Source organism: Streptomyces sp. NPDC012474 (assembly GCF_042955185.1).
In the GTDB taxonomy this organism is placed as follows: domain Bacteria; phylum Actinomycetota; class Actinomycetes; order Streptomycetales; family Streptomycetaceae; genus Streptomyces; species Streptomyces cahuitamycinicus.
Genome location: NZ_JBIBEP010000002.1, coordinates 221,312 through 234,959 on the forward strand (window position 1 = coordinate 221,312; position 13,648 = coordinate 234,959).

Annotated in this window: 13 protein-coding genes and 1 pseudogene; 8 read left to right on the plus strand and 6 right to left on the minus strand. The window is 68.7% G+C overall.

The window, feature by feature from the left end; genetic code table 11:
• Positions 1–225: 225 nt before the first annotated feature.
• The gene (locus ACFY9S_RS05810; protein ID WP_391123449.1) at positions 226–693 is read left to right on the plus strand and encodes a peptidoglycan-binding protein; all 468 of its coding nucleotides are present in this window, start codon (positions 226–228) and stop codon (positions 691–693) included.
• Positions 694–960: 267 nt separating this feature from the next.
• Positions 961–2,061 (plus strand): peptidoglycan-binding protein, encoded by a 1,101-nt coding sequence (locus tag ACFY9S_RS05815; RefSeq protein WP_391123451.1) that lies wholly within the window; start codon positions 961–963, stop codon positions 2,059–2,061.
• A gap of 150 nt (positions 2,062–2,211) precedes the next feature.
• On the opposite strand, the gene ACFY9S_RS05820 is transcribed toward ACFY9S_RS05815, so the two are convergent.
• A complete protein-coding gene (locus tag ACFY9S_RS05820) occupies positions 2,212–2,628 on the minus strand; it encodes a hypothetical protein (protein ID WP_391123453.1) in 417 nt (138 codons plus the stop codon).
• Positions 2,629–2,642: 14 nt separating this feature from the next.
• Here ACFY9S_RS05820 and ACFY9S_RS05825 point away from each other — a divergent pair.
• The 5 genes and pseudogenes from ACFY9S_RS05825 to ACFY9S_RS05845 form a co-directional block, all read left to right on the plus strand.
• A pseudogene (locus ACFY9S_RS05825) lies at positions 2,643–2,885 on the plus strand (hypothetical protein); the annotation flags it as partial.
• Positions 2,886–3,237: 352 nt separating this feature from the next.
• Entirely contained in the window at positions 3,238–4,080 is an 843-nt protein-coding gene (locus tag ACFY9S_RS05830) for an SDR family oxidoreductase (protein WP_391123456.1), read from the plus strand.
• 43 nt (positions 4,081–4,123) lie between these two features.
• Positions 4,124–5,212, plus strand: a complete 1,089-nt coding sequence (locus ACFY9S_RS05835) for a class I mannose-6-phosphate isomerase (protein ID WP_391123459.1) — start codon at positions 4,124–4,126, stop codon at positions 5,210–5,212.
• Between the two features lie 10 nt (positions 5,213–5,222).
• Positions 5,223–6,059, plus strand: coding sequence for an alpha/beta fold hydrolase (locus ACFY9S_RS05840; RefSeq protein ID WP_391123462.1), 837 nt, complete (start codon positions 5,223–5,225; stop codon positions 6,057–6,059).
• Positions 6,056–6,922: a TIM barrel protein gene (locus ACFY9S_RS05845; protein ID WP_391123465.1), complete on the plus strand. Its 867-nt coding sequence runs from the start codon at positions 6,056–6,058 to the stop codon at positions 6,920–6,922. The genes ACFY9S_RS05840 and ACFY9S_RS05845 overlap by 4 nt, the downstream gene beginning before the upstream one ends.
• Before the next feature lie 231 nt (positions 6,923–7,153).
• Here ACFY9S_RS05845 and ACFY9S_RS05850 read toward each other — a convergent pair whose 3' ends face one another.
• From ACFY9S_RS05850 to ACFY9S_RS05870, 5 genes are all read right to left on the minus strand, one after another.
• On the minus strand, positions 7,154–7,408 hold the full coding sequence (locus tag ACFY9S_RS05850; RefSeq protein ID WP_391123468.1) for a hypothetical protein: 255 nt from the start codon (positions 7,406–7,408) through the stop codon (positions 7,154–7,156).
• Between the two features lie 260 nt (positions 7,409–7,668).
• The gene (locus ACFY9S_RS05855) at positions 7,669–7,782 is read right to left on the minus strand and encodes a hypothetical protein (protein ID WP_391123471.1); all 114 of its coding nucleotides are present in this window, start codon (positions 7,780–7,782) and stop codon (positions 7,669–7,671) included.
• 129 nt (positions 7,783–7,911) lie between these two features.
• Positions 7,912–9,075: an HTTM domain-containing protein gene (locus ACFY9S_RS05860; protein WP_391123474.1), complete on the minus strand. Its 1,164-nt coding sequence runs from the start codon at positions 9,073–9,075 to the stop codon at positions 7,912–7,914.
• A complete protein-coding gene (locus ACFY9S_RS05865) occupies positions 9,065–9,784 on the minus strand; it encodes a DUF5819 family protein (RefSeq protein ID WP_391123477.1) in 720 nt (239 codons plus the stop codon). The genes ACFY9S_RS05860 and ACFY9S_RS05865 overlap by 11 nt, the downstream gene beginning before the upstream one ends.
• Positions 9,785–9,910: 126 nt before the next feature.
• Entirely contained in the window at positions 9,911–11,245 is a 1,335-nt protein-coding gene (locus tag ACFY9S_RS05870; RefSeq protein WP_391123480.1) for an ice-binding family protein, read from the minus strand.
• 789 nt (positions 11,246–12,034) lie between these two features.
• Here ACFY9S_RS05870 and ACFY9S_RS05875 point away from each other — a divergent pair.
• Entirely contained in the window at positions 12,035–13,276 is a 1,242-nt protein-coding gene (locus ACFY9S_RS05875) for a SpoIIE family protein phosphatase (RefSeq protein ID WP_391123483.1), read from the plus strand.
• The last annotated feature ends 372 nt before the right edge of the window (positions 13,277–13,648 follow it).

Sequence of the window (13,648 nt, forward strand, 5' to 3'; positions counted from 1 at the left end):
CGTCCTGGCGCGGAATCAGCCGTTCCCTCTCGCCGCAGTCCCGCCGCAGTCCCGCCGCAGGGACTCAGCGGGCAGCGTCTCAGCAGGTCAGCGCGCGGGACGTCCCGGGATGAGGTCACTTCTGCGTCGGCTGTGGCCGGACAACGCGCCGAACCCGCAGTCTCGTTGCCGGAGCCGGCCGGTGCGGTCGGCTCCGGCCAACGCACGTCAACGGAGGGAAACAGCATGCGAGCTCTCACCAAGGCACTCGTCAGTGTCACCACCGCGGTCGGGATCGCCGCCGGCGGCCTGGCGACCGCGGGAACGGCCATGGCCGCTCCCGCGCAGGTCAAGGAGCAGGCGGTGAGTGCCAAGGCCGTCGCGCCGCTCGCGGTGGTCAATCTCGGCCTGAGCGAAGCGCAGGCCAAGGACGTCCAGCGTGCGCTGAAGGCTCGCTGGAGGTACACCGGCGTGATCGACGGGCAGCTCGGCACCAACAGCTGGAAGGCGATGCAGCGCTTCCTCGAGGAGCACTACGGCTACACGGACACCATCGACGGAATCGTCGGACCCAACACGGTGAAGGCGTTGCAGCGCTACCTCAAGAGGTTCTACGGCTACACCGGTCCGATCGACGGAGTCGCCGGATCCGGTACCAAGGCCGCGTTCAAGCGGGCGGCCGATGTCTGCCCCGGTGGCTGCTTGCTGACCTGACCGACAGCACGGACATGCCGCGGCCCGTCCTCCTCTGGGGGAGAGGACGGGCCGCGTGCGTCCCCTCCGGTCCACCCGGTGATCCGGACGTAACCGCCTGGCTGGTCCCGTCCTTCTCGACGACGCAGGGGCCCGGGCAGCAATCCTTGCCGTCGTGATGACCCGTCAAGGGCCGCAGGCGGCATTCGGTGAACGACAAGCATTCCGAGCCCTGGTCGGCCCGCCCGGCTCGGCGTGCCACAACAAAGAAACGGGATACGGGGAATCATGTCTCTTCGCAGTCGACTCGCGCGCCGCGTGCAGGTCACTCTCATAGGCGTCGCCGCCGGAGGTGTCGCGGCCGCAATCGCCGTCACACCGTCGCTCGCCGACACCGACTCCTCGAAGCTGGCGACGGTCGCCGCCCAGATGGAGACCGGCTACGGACTCGAGCCCGAGGCCGACAGCAAGCTCGTCACCCAGGTCGGCTCGCCGTCGACCATGGCCTCAGCCACAGCCACGCTCTCGCCCGACACGATGATCGACCGGGCCCGTACCTGGCTCACGGCCAACAACGGGGCCCCGGTCCCCTACAGCATGGAGCGCACCTGGAAGGACGGCTACCGCCAGGACTGCTCCGGTTATGTCTCCATGGCACTTGGACTGGGGAAGCCGGGCCTGAACACCGTCGGGCTGGCCGACTCGCGAAACGGCGTCACCACGCGGCTCAGCAGCATGAGTCAGCTCAAGAAGGGAGACCTGCTGATCGACTACAGCACCACTGACGGCGATTTCCGTCACGTAGTGATCTTCGAGAAGTGGGCCAACACGTCGCACAGCGCCTACTGGGCGTACGAACAGCGCGGTACGTACGGCACGACCCACCGGCAGCTCAGTTACGGGATCGGCAGTGACAACTACGCCCCCTTCCGCCCGGCCAAACTGGGTGATGGCGGTGGCGACGGGGAGCTCCCGTCCCCGGGTGTCTCCTGGCCGATCCTCCAGAGCGGTTCCGAGGGCGCGGACGTGCGGTCCGCCCAGCAGCTGCTGACCGCACGGGGCTACACGCTCGAGGCCGACGGCATCTTCGGCCCGAACACCCGCTCGGCGGTGATCCAGTTCCAGAAGTCCCAGTCCCTGGCCGCTGACGGCGTCATCGGCCCGAACACCTGGTCAAAGCTGATCAAGACGGTGCAGTACGGCTCGTCCGGCCAGGCGGTGAAGGCAGCGCAGACGCAGCTGAACGTCTACGGCTACGGCCTCACGGCCGATGGCGAGTTCGGGACGAAGACGAAGTCGGCGGCGGTCGCCTTCCAGCAGAACCACGACTTGCAGGTCGACGGCGTCATCGGCCCGGAGACCTGGCGCGCCCTGCTCGGCACCCGCTGACGCGAGCGGTCCCGGCGGCCGACCGACGGCTCCTTCCCACTGCGCCCGCAGCGGGAAGGAGCCGTCGCTGTGCATCCGTGGAGGAGCCGATGGAGGCGTGGCAGCGTCTCAAGGCATCTTCCTCTGGTCCGCCCGCTGATCCGATGGGGACTACGATCCGGCGATTTCTTGCCGGAGTTGGTGGGTGAAGCGACGCAGGAGGTCCAACGTCTCCCGGAACTCGGCCCGGCGGTCGTCTCTGCCGTCGGTGGGCCGGGTGCTCCAGACCCGACGCGCGAGAGCATCGGCGAGATCGACGGTGCCGCCGGCACAGAGCAGGTAGAGGGCTGAGCGTGCTTCCTGCATCTGGTTCGCCAACTCGTTGGCTCCGGGACCGTCGTCACTCAGCTGTGTTTCCTTCAGGTGGTCCAGCAGCTGAACTACGGCCGTGTTGAAGCCGATCCCGGCTTTGAGCTTCTGCTCGCGGAGCCACATGCGGTCCTGTCGGCGCGCGGTGAACCACGAACCGAACACTGCCCCTATGAGGCCGATAGCGGCCCCGATGGCCACGGACAGGATGTTCTCCACGGTCAGCTCCCCCCGACGTACAGCGCCGCCAGGCTACAGAGGAACCTGGCAGCCCTCCGGCGCGCCGGGCGCGGAGGGAGGCGGTCCAGGTCGGGGCCGGTTCGGACCTGTCGCTCGTCCCACCAGGTGGCACCGGCGTAGTGCACGGGGCACCGGTTCCGTGGCCCTGCGAAGAGCCCGAACGCATGGACGAACTCCGCGCGGAAGTCGGCATCGAGCCCTTCGACGAGTACGTTGCCAGGTTCGCGATGGCCTGACGTCCGTTCTCAGCGGCGTCCGGCGGATCACCGCCGGGCTCACGGCTGGCGTCCCAGCGCCGTTTGCGGCTGCCGACGCGGCTCTTCCCACTTTCCCGGAGTGTCCCTGCCCCCTCCTCTGGTGGTCGTCCCGTGCACGGTTGCGGGGCGGGACCATCGGCTCTCCTTGCTTCGTACGCCTGCCGTAGGGGCTGGTTTCCGGCCAGGCGCCCCGGGTACCCCGGTCGGCGTGACAGGCGCACCGGCGCCCATCCCCTTGCCGTACTTTGACGCGGCCCGTTCGGGTACGGCGGCGCTACCGCCTCCAGCCGGTGCAGCGATCCCCGCGATGAGAGAAGAGGGGGATTTCCCCATGTCCAAGCCCGCCCAACAGCAGCAGCCTCCGGGCACCGAAGCGGACCTGCGGCCTCAGGCCGACCACGGTGAGCACAGCTACCGCGGATCAGGTCGGCTGGCCGGCAAGAAAGCCCTGATCACCGGCGGTGACAGCGGTATCGGCAAGGCCGTCGCGATCGCCTACGCCCGCGAGGGCGCCGATGTGCTCCTCTCGCACCTGAACGAGGAGGAGGACGACGCCCGCGACACGGCGCGCTGGGTGGAGGAGGCCGGCCGCGAGGCGGTTCTGGTGCCCGGTGATCTGAGCGATCCCGCCCACTGCCGGGAGGTCGTGGCCCGGGCCGTCGAGACGTTCGGCCGCATCGACGTCCTGGTCAGCAACGCGGCGTTCCAGATGTTCCGCGACTCGATCGAGGAGATCCCCGACGAGGAGTGGGACCACACGCTGGCGACCAATCTCAGCGCCATGTTCCACCTCAGCAAGGCGGCGGTGCCGCACATGAAGTCGGGTGCGTCGATCATCGCGTCCACCTCGGTGAACTCCGACTCGCCGCCGCCGGGCCTGCTGGCGTACAACGCGACGAAGGCGGGCATCGCCAACATGGTCGGCTCCCTGTCCCAGTCGCTCGCCGAGCGGGGCATCCGGGTCAACAGCGTCGCCCCGGGGCCCATCTGGACTCCGCTGATCCCCGCCACCATGCCGCCCGAGCAGGTCGAGGACTTCGGCGGCCAGACACCGCTGGGGCGTGCCGGGCAGCCGGCCGAACTCGCCCCCGTGTACGTCATGCTCGCCTCGGACGAGGCCGCGTACGTCTCGGGTGCGCGCATCGCCGTCACCGGCGGCCAGCCCATTCTCTGACGCTCAGTCAGAAATGCCTTCCCGTCAGGAGTCAGGAGCGGCCGTGGACTGGTACCCCTTGCGGCTGACCACCCCGGTCAAGCAGCACGTCTTCGGCGGCCGGGCCCTCACCGAACGGCTGGGCCGTACCGGCCTGCCCGGCGGCCCGGTCGCCGAGACCTGGGAGGTCAGCGATGTGGACGGCGAGGGAGCACGGGTCGCGGACGGCTCGCTGGCCGGCCGCCCGCTGCGCCGGCTCGTCGAGGACCACCCCGACGAACTCGTGGGGCGCGGGTGGCGCGGTCCGCGCTTCCCGGTGCTGACCAAGTTCATCGACGGCACCGGTGCCCTCCCGGTCCATCTGCACGCCGACGACGACACCGCGCGCCGGCTGGAGGGCGAGCCAAACGGCAAGACCGAGGCGTGGCACGTCCTCGACGCGGCTCCGGGAGCCACCGCCCTGGTGGGGGTGAAGACCGGTGTGGACCGGGACACGCTGCACCGGGCCCTGCTCGCACAGGACTTCGACGCGGTCATGCGCCGGCTTCCGGTACGGGCCGGGCAGACCGTCTACGTGCCTGGCGGCACCCTGCACAGTTTCGGCCCCGGCATCCTCGTCTACGAGATCGAGCAGACCTCCGACATCCAGCAGCACGCCATGCGCCGGCACATGGAGGACGATTCGGAACTGGACGACGAGCAGTGGCACGCCAACCTCGGGCGGCTGCTCGACGAGTGGCGTCCCGGTCCACGCCCCGAGTTCCACTCCGGCCTGAGCGTCCAGGTCGACGACGGGGTGGAGCGCACCGTGCTGTGCGCCGGCCCGTACTTCGCGCTGGAGCGGTGGCGGGCGGGCACCACGGCCCCACTGGTGCATGACTTCTCCACCGCGCTGGTCGTCAGCAACGCCGGTGCCCCGGTCACCGTGGAGTCCGGTGGCCGGTCCGAGCGGCTCAAGCGCGCCCGGAGCCTGCTGCTGCCGGCCGCGCTGGGCCGCGTACGGATCAAGGGGCCCGCCGACGTCCTCCTCGGCTACCTGCCCGACCCGGAGCAGGACATCCGCACGCCCCTGCTCGCGGCGGGGCACGGGGCCGCCGCCGTGGCCGCGCTCGGTGAGGGCCTCGGCCGCCCCACTCACGTAGAAGGCACGTAGAAGGAGATCCATGGGCACCATCACCACCAGCGACGGCGTCGAGATGCACTACGAGGAACAGGGCACCGGCCCTCCCCTCGTCCTGCTCCACGGCTGGGGCTTCAGCGGCCGCTTCTTCACCCGCAACGTGGACGCCCTCGCCGAACACGCACGCGTCATCACCGTCGATCTGCGCGGTCACGGCGACTCCGGCAAACCCCGCCACGGCTACCGGGTGTCGAGGCTGGCCAAGGACCTGTTCGACCTTCTCGACGAACTCGACCTGCGCGAGGTCACCGTCCTGGGCTGGTCTCTCGGCTGCCCGGTCATCTGGAGCTATCTGGAACTGTTCGGCGGCCACCGCCTGGCCCGCGCGGTGTACGTCCAGCAGGCACCCCGCCAGTACTACGCGCCGGACTGGCCGCACGCACACGCCACCTGCTACGACGAGCCCTCCCTGGCCGCTCTGCAGACCCAGCTCACGTGCGATCCCCCGGCCTTCGACGAGGAACAGATCCGCACCATCCTCGCCACCGAACCCACTCCTGAGGAGAGGGAGTTGCTCCTGGCCGAGATGGCCAAGTCACCCACGTACGCACGCAACGCCCTGATGGCCGACCACACCCGCCACGACTGGCGCGACCTGCTGCCCACGACCCGGATGCCCAGTCTGGTCCTGGTGGCACGTCAGGACCAGGTGTTCCCCTGGCAGGGCCCCGCCTGGGTCGGCGAGGCGCTCCCGGGAGCCCGGACCGTCTTCTTCGAGCACAGCGGCCACGCGCTGTTCTTCGACGAGCCGGAGAAGTTCCACCGCACGGTCACCGGCTTCCTGACCGACAGCAGGAACGACACGGAAGTACTCGTATGAGCAGCCCCACACCTCCGTTCCCCTTCCCCTACGGCGTCAACCAGTTCACCACCATGCCCTGGTCCTTCGAGGAGGATGTGACGCACTACTCCGACCTCGGTGTCGAAGCGATCGAACTGTGTGAGACCAAGCTCCACAACGACCAGGACCGCGCCAAGGCGCAGCTCGCCTCGGTCGCCGAGGCGGGACTGCCGATCAGCTCGGTCCAGCCCGTCGTACGGACCGTGTTCCCCAGCGAGACCCAGCCGGGCCCCGCCTCCCGGCACGACCGGCTGGACCGCTTCCGCAGCAGCGTGGAACTGATCGCACCGTTCGCCCCGGGCGCGGCCTTCGTCACGAACACCGGGCCGGCGCCCGACGGGAACCTGCACGAGGCGATCCGCCAGGTCGTCGCTCATCACCGCGAACTGGCGGACATCGCCGCCGACCACGGCGTACGGATCGCGCTGGAACCCCTCAACCCCGTCCTGCTCAACGCGGAGACCGCCATCTGGACCTACCGGCAGGCGCTCGACATCGTCCAGGAGGTCGACCGTGAGAACGTGGGCGTCTGCCTCGACCTGTGGAACCTGTGGCAGGACCCGGATCTCGTCCCCCGCCTCGCCGACGCTCCCGACCGCCTTTTCCTGCTCCAGGTCAGCGACTGGCGCACACCCCGCTCGCGGATGGACCGGCGCGGCGTCGGCACCGGCGACATCCCGGTCGGCCAACTGCTGCACGCCGCCCACAGCGTCGGCTACCGCGGCCCCTGCGTCCTGGAGATCTTCTCCGACAACGTGCCGGACTCGCTCTACGAGACGGATCTGGACGATCTCCTACGCGCCAACCGGACGGCCCTCGCGTCGGCCTGGCGAACCGGCTGAGCGCGGGCGGGAGCAGCCGTCCGTGTCTCGGCCCAGCTCGCGGGAGTCCCTTCGAGGGCCACGTGCTCCGATTGGGACGTCGCACCGTTTGCTGCCGTCGGCTGCCCCCGCGATCACAAGTGCCCACAGAATGCCCGAGGTGGCGTCAGCGCCGCGTGACACGCTGACCCCGGCCCGTCCCACCAGGCTCACATTCGTGTGCGTCTGCGACCGGGGCTGCCCCATAGCCGACTACACCTCGTTGAAGCCACGCGATGCGTCGTAGATGTCAGCTTCGATGACGATCACGAAGAAGCTCGTCACGACGTAGTGGACCATGACGCAGTCTTCCCAGGCCGCGCGCGTCACAGTGTCGGTCGTGTAGGCGAGGTGGCTGTCGGCGCCTTCAGGCTCAGCTGCGATCCGGTCGACGAGGCGCAGGAACTTGTCCCGATCTGCACTCGGCATGTAGTCACGGAACCGCACAACCTGCTCGGTGAACTGCACGCGTCTCTTCATCGAGGCAGGATGCTAGGGACATGGCGCATGTCCCCGCAGGAAATATCGGCCGGGGCCTACTCGCCTGCAGGTAGCTCGGACGAAGGAACCGTGCCAGTCGCGTGGGGGACCGTGCTCGGGAGCCACGGGGAACAGCGGGCACTGGCCATTGGTGCGGCCAGGGCTGCAACGTCATCACTGCACGTGAGCGCAGCAACTGCCCCCAGAAAACCAGGCTTCTTAAGCTGTGAGCGCGAATTCGATTCTCGTCACCCGCTCCACGAGACCGTCACCACGACCACATCGCCCTGGGCGGCGAGCCACTGTGCGCCGTGCACGGCGCCCTCGCCGTCCGTGTGGTCGCCGCCGTGCAGGTACACCATGACGGCCGGGGCCCGGCGGAGGCTGTACGCGGGGTCGTGACGTTGACGAAGAGGCAGTCCTCGTTGTCGGAGTAGGGCCCGGCCGGCGGCACGACGCCCATCTGAGGGCAGGCGGCACCGGGTTCGGCTTTACCGTTCGACGGGAAGTACGGCTCGGTGCTTCGAGCCGAGTGCGCCGCCGGCCCCGGCTTGTGCGGGGACGGCGCCGGCACCCGCCGCCCGTACCGGCCCCGGGCCGCTCGTCCGCCGCACCAGGCGTCGGTAGAGGTCCGCCAGACGGATGTAGAAGCGGTCGGGGAGGAACACCGCGTCCGCGACGATCATCGCCCCGGAGAAGAGGGGCAGCCCCATGAGTACGGCGATGCCGAGGTGCATGCCCAGCAGCATGGTGAGAACCGGGTACTTGAGCCTGCCGAAGAGTACGAACGGGAAGGCCACCTGAAGGAGCACGGTCAGGTAGCCGGCGATGGCAATCACGAGCGTGTGCTCGTCCACGAAGTTCGAGAGCGCGGGCCAGGGCCGGAAGAGTTCGAGGTTCAGGGCGTAGTGGAGAGCAGTGCCGTTGCCCCAGGTACTGCCCTGTACCTTGTACAGACCGGCTGATCCGTACAGAAGACAGACCTGCGCCGCGATGAGGAACATGCCGCAGTTGTGCACCGCCGTGACCAAGGTCGTCCGGCTGTCGCGGAGTTGCCGTGCGAGGGGGCTTCCCGGCGCGCGCGGCCCGCTGTCGGCAGAAGCCGACTTCCTGTTCCTGCGCGCGTCCAGAGACAGGCGTCGGCCGCAAGCGGTGAGGACGAGGTAGAGGGCCATGAGCAGGATCAGGTTGTCGCCCCCGTCGGTCATGAAGATCGCGCGCGCATGGAACGAGGTCACCATGCCGGCGAAGAGGACGGACATGATGCGGGTCCGCCAACCCAACGTGAACAGCGTGGACGTGACGAGGGCCAGCACGTAGCAGAGCTCGAAATAGGCCCGGCTGTCGGACAGGGCCAGAACGCTGACCCAACCCGTCTGCTCGAAGAGCCGGCCGGCCAGGGCGGGCGTCCAGGGAGATCCGGGGCCCCAGATCTCGTCCCGGTGCGGGAACTCACGCAGCAGAAAGATCAGGTAGAGCAACCCGTAGCCGATGCGCAGCACCGACGCGGCATACAGGGACACCGGACGCCCGGTCAGGAGGTCCCACCCCGCGGTGACCCGGTCGGCGAGCCACCGGTCCGCGGCGTGGAGCGCTGTCCTCCGCTCCGCTTTCCCGTCCTTGGCCACATTCGCCTCATTCGCCTCATTCAGCATGGCGGGGCACCTTCCACCAGGGCAGAAGCCGGCTCTCGGCCGGCTTCTTCGGGCGGTCGCCGGCTGATGATGATCCGGGCGCGGCGACGGGCAGTGTGACGGCACGGAGCTGAACGAAGTCGAAAGTGCCGCCCTGCTGGGCGGCGAGACGGTCCGCCGCGATGTTGGTCAGGTACTTCCGCATCATCACGGCGCGTTCCGTGCGCGCACTGTCGTCCCCTCCGTGCGAGTCGACATAGCCGGACCATGCACGACGCAACATGTTCTGAGCCGTGTGGCTCGGAAACACATGATGTTCGACCGCGGAGCCGTCCACGGCGGTGAGATCGAACCAGGGGCTCACCTCGAACGAACCATCGGAATCGGTGCGGGCAGTTCTCGCCAGGATCTGCCGGTTCACGGATTCCGGATCCGGGGCGAAAAGCCGCCAATTCTGTTCGAAAAAGGGGAACACCCATGCATTGATTTGCGAGCTGAACCGCTTCGAGACGGTGTTGGCCGGTGCCACATGAAGAAACACCAGAAGCACGTGGACGACACTCGCCACCAGGCACAGGACCACCACGGTACACAAGCCCGTCCTGAGGAAGCGCGCACCTGTCGGCAACTTGGGCGGAGCGGCCGTGGCGTCATGGAATTCCTGGACGTCCGGACCGGGTCCGGAATGCTGGATTTCTTTCACGTCCGCCGCATCGATTCCGCTCGACATCGCCTACCGCCTTTCTCACATCAGCTGCCCATGCCTTGCGGCGGGGGGGGGGGGGGGGGGGGGGGGGGCCGCCCCCCCCCCCCCCCGCGCCGTCACCGGGTGAGCGTGCTGACCGCAGTACGTTGCCTAGCCGTCGTGGCGCTTGGAGTGGTCGTCGCCCTTATGACCCTCGGGCGTGCCGTCGTGGCCGTAGCTCTCGTGGGGCTGCTTGCCGAAGCCGTACTTCTCGTGGGGCTGCTCGCCGTAGCCGTACTCCTCGTGGGGCCGCTTGCCGTGGCCGGAGTCGTCACCATGGCCGGGCTTGCCGTGTCCGTGCCCGCCGTCGTGGCCCGGCCTTCCGGGCTTGTCGTCATGACCCGGCCTTCCGGGCTTGTCGTCATGACCCGGCCTTCCGGGCTTGTCGTCATGGCCCGGCCCGCCCGGTCCCTGGTCGTGACCGCCGCCGTTGTCTCCGCCGTTCCCGCCGGTGGTGTTGCCGGCCGTGTTGCCGGCGGTGTTCCCCGATGTGTTGCCGGCGGTGTTCCCCGACGTGCTGCCGGCGACGTTGCCCGAGGTGCTGCCGGGCGAGGCGATGGGTCCGCCCAGGAGACCGCCGGTGACGAGGCCGCCGCTGACGAGACCGCCGCCGAGGAGCCCTCCGCCGGTGGTCGTGCCCGTGGTGGTTCCGGTCGTCGTGCCGGTGGTGGTTCCCGTCGTCGTTCCACCCGTGGTGGCGCCGGCGCATCCGCCGAGGAAGATCCGGTTGTTGTCGAGCGTCACAGAGCCGTTACGGGCCAGCGCCCGGCCCTCGATGTTCGTTCCCGTCGTCACGCTGATCGAGGTCAGCGCCATGATCGTGCCGACGAAGACGGAGTTGGTGCCGAGGGTGGCCGAACTGCCGACCTGCCAGAACACGTTGCAGGCCGAAGCGCCGTTCGTGAGGAGGATCTGGCTGGACGTTGCCGTGATCAGAGTCGACGGGATCTGGAAGACCCAGACGGCGTTGGGGTCTCCGTGGGCGTCCAGGGTCAGGGTGCCGTTGATCTGGACACCGCCGGATTCACGGGTGTAGACACCTGGGTCCAGCGTCTGGCCCGCACCGATCACCGAATCGAGCGCGAAGTCCTGTGCCTGGCCGGCCGCGTTGTTGTACGCCGTGACGAGGTCCGCCTTGGCCTGAAGGGCCTGGGCGTCCCCGCGGTGCACCGCACCGCGCACCTCACCGGGCGGGAATCCGGTCACAGCCGGGTTCGGGGAGGTCCCGAGGTCGTTGTAGAGCACGGTCGGGCCGGTGTTGGTCACACCCTGGCCCGCCAGGACGGAATAGGTGGCCGCTGTGCCCAGCCCCGGAGCCGTGGCGATCGCCACCGCCGTCGTCGGCGTCACAGCGACCAACACGGCGGCGACCGTCGCAGCGAGGGCCGAGACCAGGACGCCGGACACGGAACGCCGGCCAGCCACTTGAGGGATTTTCAGCTTCATCGAAATGCCAATCCTGTGAGGACCGTGGCGTACCGGGCCGTACCCATCACCCGGGAAGCCTTACCGCTATTACGCAACGGCATATTACGCAGAACTATCGTTGTAACCGACTTGAACAAGACAGAAGAATCTCCACTCATTCAAACGGCGCACAGCACTACGAAAATAGCTTGAATTCGAGCGAGCGGAGCCGAATGCAGTATTTTTCCTACCGGCACTTCCGGGTGTCCGTGTGACTGCCCCCACCCACAGAGTGACACCACGGAATCCCGGTGATCACCATGTTGATCGACGCCTGCGCTCGATAGCGACGGGGCGCGTGGCGGCACAGCCATCACCCACTGGCCGACGGGCTTCACCGGTGAGAGGGGTCGGCGCCGACTCGATTACGGGCGACGCCCGACAGGCTTGCGCCGCCGGGCTCCAGCTCAAAGCCTTTGAATGCCCCAGAAGGCGGCGATCAGCACGGCGACGACGGCTGCCACCAAGCCGACCGCCAAGCCGATACGACGTACCCAAGGACTCACACTCCATTGATGCCCGGAGCAAGTGACGCCACACCGCATGACTGACCCGCACACGGCTCCGATCACCCCCGCAACGGCGACCAGGACTGACTCCCACTCGTCTGCTTTGCAGGCATTACGGATGAAATGCAGCAGTGGTGCCTACGATGGTGAAGGGTCACCTTTCTGCCCAAGCTCTGCTCGGCAAGGGGCGCTCGGGACGACATGCCACCCATGGCGCGATCGGCTCGCCATCACCCAGGAACGAGGGGAAGCAGCAGCGATGACGGACGGTGGGCGGCGGCCGGACAAGGTCGGGGTGGACCGGTCGGAGGGCTTCGGCGAACGACTGCTGGGCGTGCTGCTGGACCGTGCCCACGAGATGCCGCCGGACTTGATCGCCCCACTCGTCGCGGAGGAGGTGGCCAGGGTCGGGGGGCGGGAGGTCTCCATCCTTCTGCAGGACTACGAACAGGTGCTGTTGGTGCCGCTGCCGGGTCGGAGGCTGAAGGTCGGCGGCCCCGAGTCGGTCGAGGGCTCCCCCGCGGGCCAGGCGTTCCTGAGCCGCAGAACGGTGGAGGTGCCGCAGCGCGGCAGCGTGCGGATGTATCTGCCACTGCTGGACGGCAGCGACCAGATCGGGGTCATGGCCGTCACCCTGGACAGCATCGATGACGACGACCGGCGGCTGCTGCGGAGACTCGCCGGTCTGGTCGCGGACATGATCGTCACCAAGGACGCCTACACCGACCTGTTCTTCCAGGCCCGCCGCAGCGCCCCGATGAGCGTGGCCGCGGAGATCCAGTGGTCGTTGCTGCCCCCGCTGTCGATGACCGTTCCGCAGGTCGAGGTGGCCGGAATCCTGGAGCCCGCCTACGACGTGGCCGGCGACAGCTTCGACTACGCCCTCAACGGCGACATCCTTCACGTGGCCATGCTCGACGCGATGGGCCACGGGCTGGACGCGGCGACCATGGCGACGGTGGCCGTCGGCGCCTACCGCCACACGCGACGGGCCCACACCGATCTGTCTCAGGTGTACGCGTTCATGGACCGGGCCATCAACGACCAGTTCGGCCCTGACCACTTCGTCACCGCGCAGATGATGATCCTGGACGTCACCACGGGCCGGCTGCAGTGGGTCAACGCCGGCCACCCGGCTCCGTTCCTGATCCGTGACCGCGCCGTGTTGGACCGGCTGGAGAGCCCCACCACGCTGCCCGTCGGCTTCGGCGGCGAGGAGCCGGTGGTCAGCGAGCGGATGCTGCAACCGGGCGACCGGCTGCTGTGCTTCACCGACGGTCTGATCGAGGAGCACCAGGTCGGCGGGCAGCAGTTCGGCGAGGAGCAGCTCATCGAGTGGACCGACCGGATCCTGCGCGACCGCGCCGAGGTACGGGCGGTGGTGCGGTCGCTCTCGCACGCCCTGAAACACGAACGGGGCGGCACCACGACCGACGACGCCACCATCCTCCTCGTCGAGTGGCGAGGCGGCGACGCCGATCACCTCACGGCCCTCGACTGAGCCTCCTCGGGAGACCGACGTGTTGGCCTCCGGCCGGTGGAGGACTCGTGGACCAGGAGAGCCGAGCCGGTGATCTCGATGATGCGGGCCGTGATCGGCGGCGGACGGCGCAGCCGGAGGATCGTGGTGGACGAGCCGTCGTGGCCGAACCGGGTCCTGCCCCGCGGCGTGCCGGGTACGAGGGTGTGCGGGGTGGTCGATGGAGGGCCGTTCCACGAGCCCCGGTCGGCGAGCATCGTGGTGGACCGGCCGTCCGGGGATGCACCACGGACCGGACAGGTAGTGCGGTCAGTTCCGCCCGCCGGATGGCGGGCCGGGCGAACCTGCCGGAAGGGTGGGGCCCACTGCTTCACGGGCGCGCGGGCGAAGTCG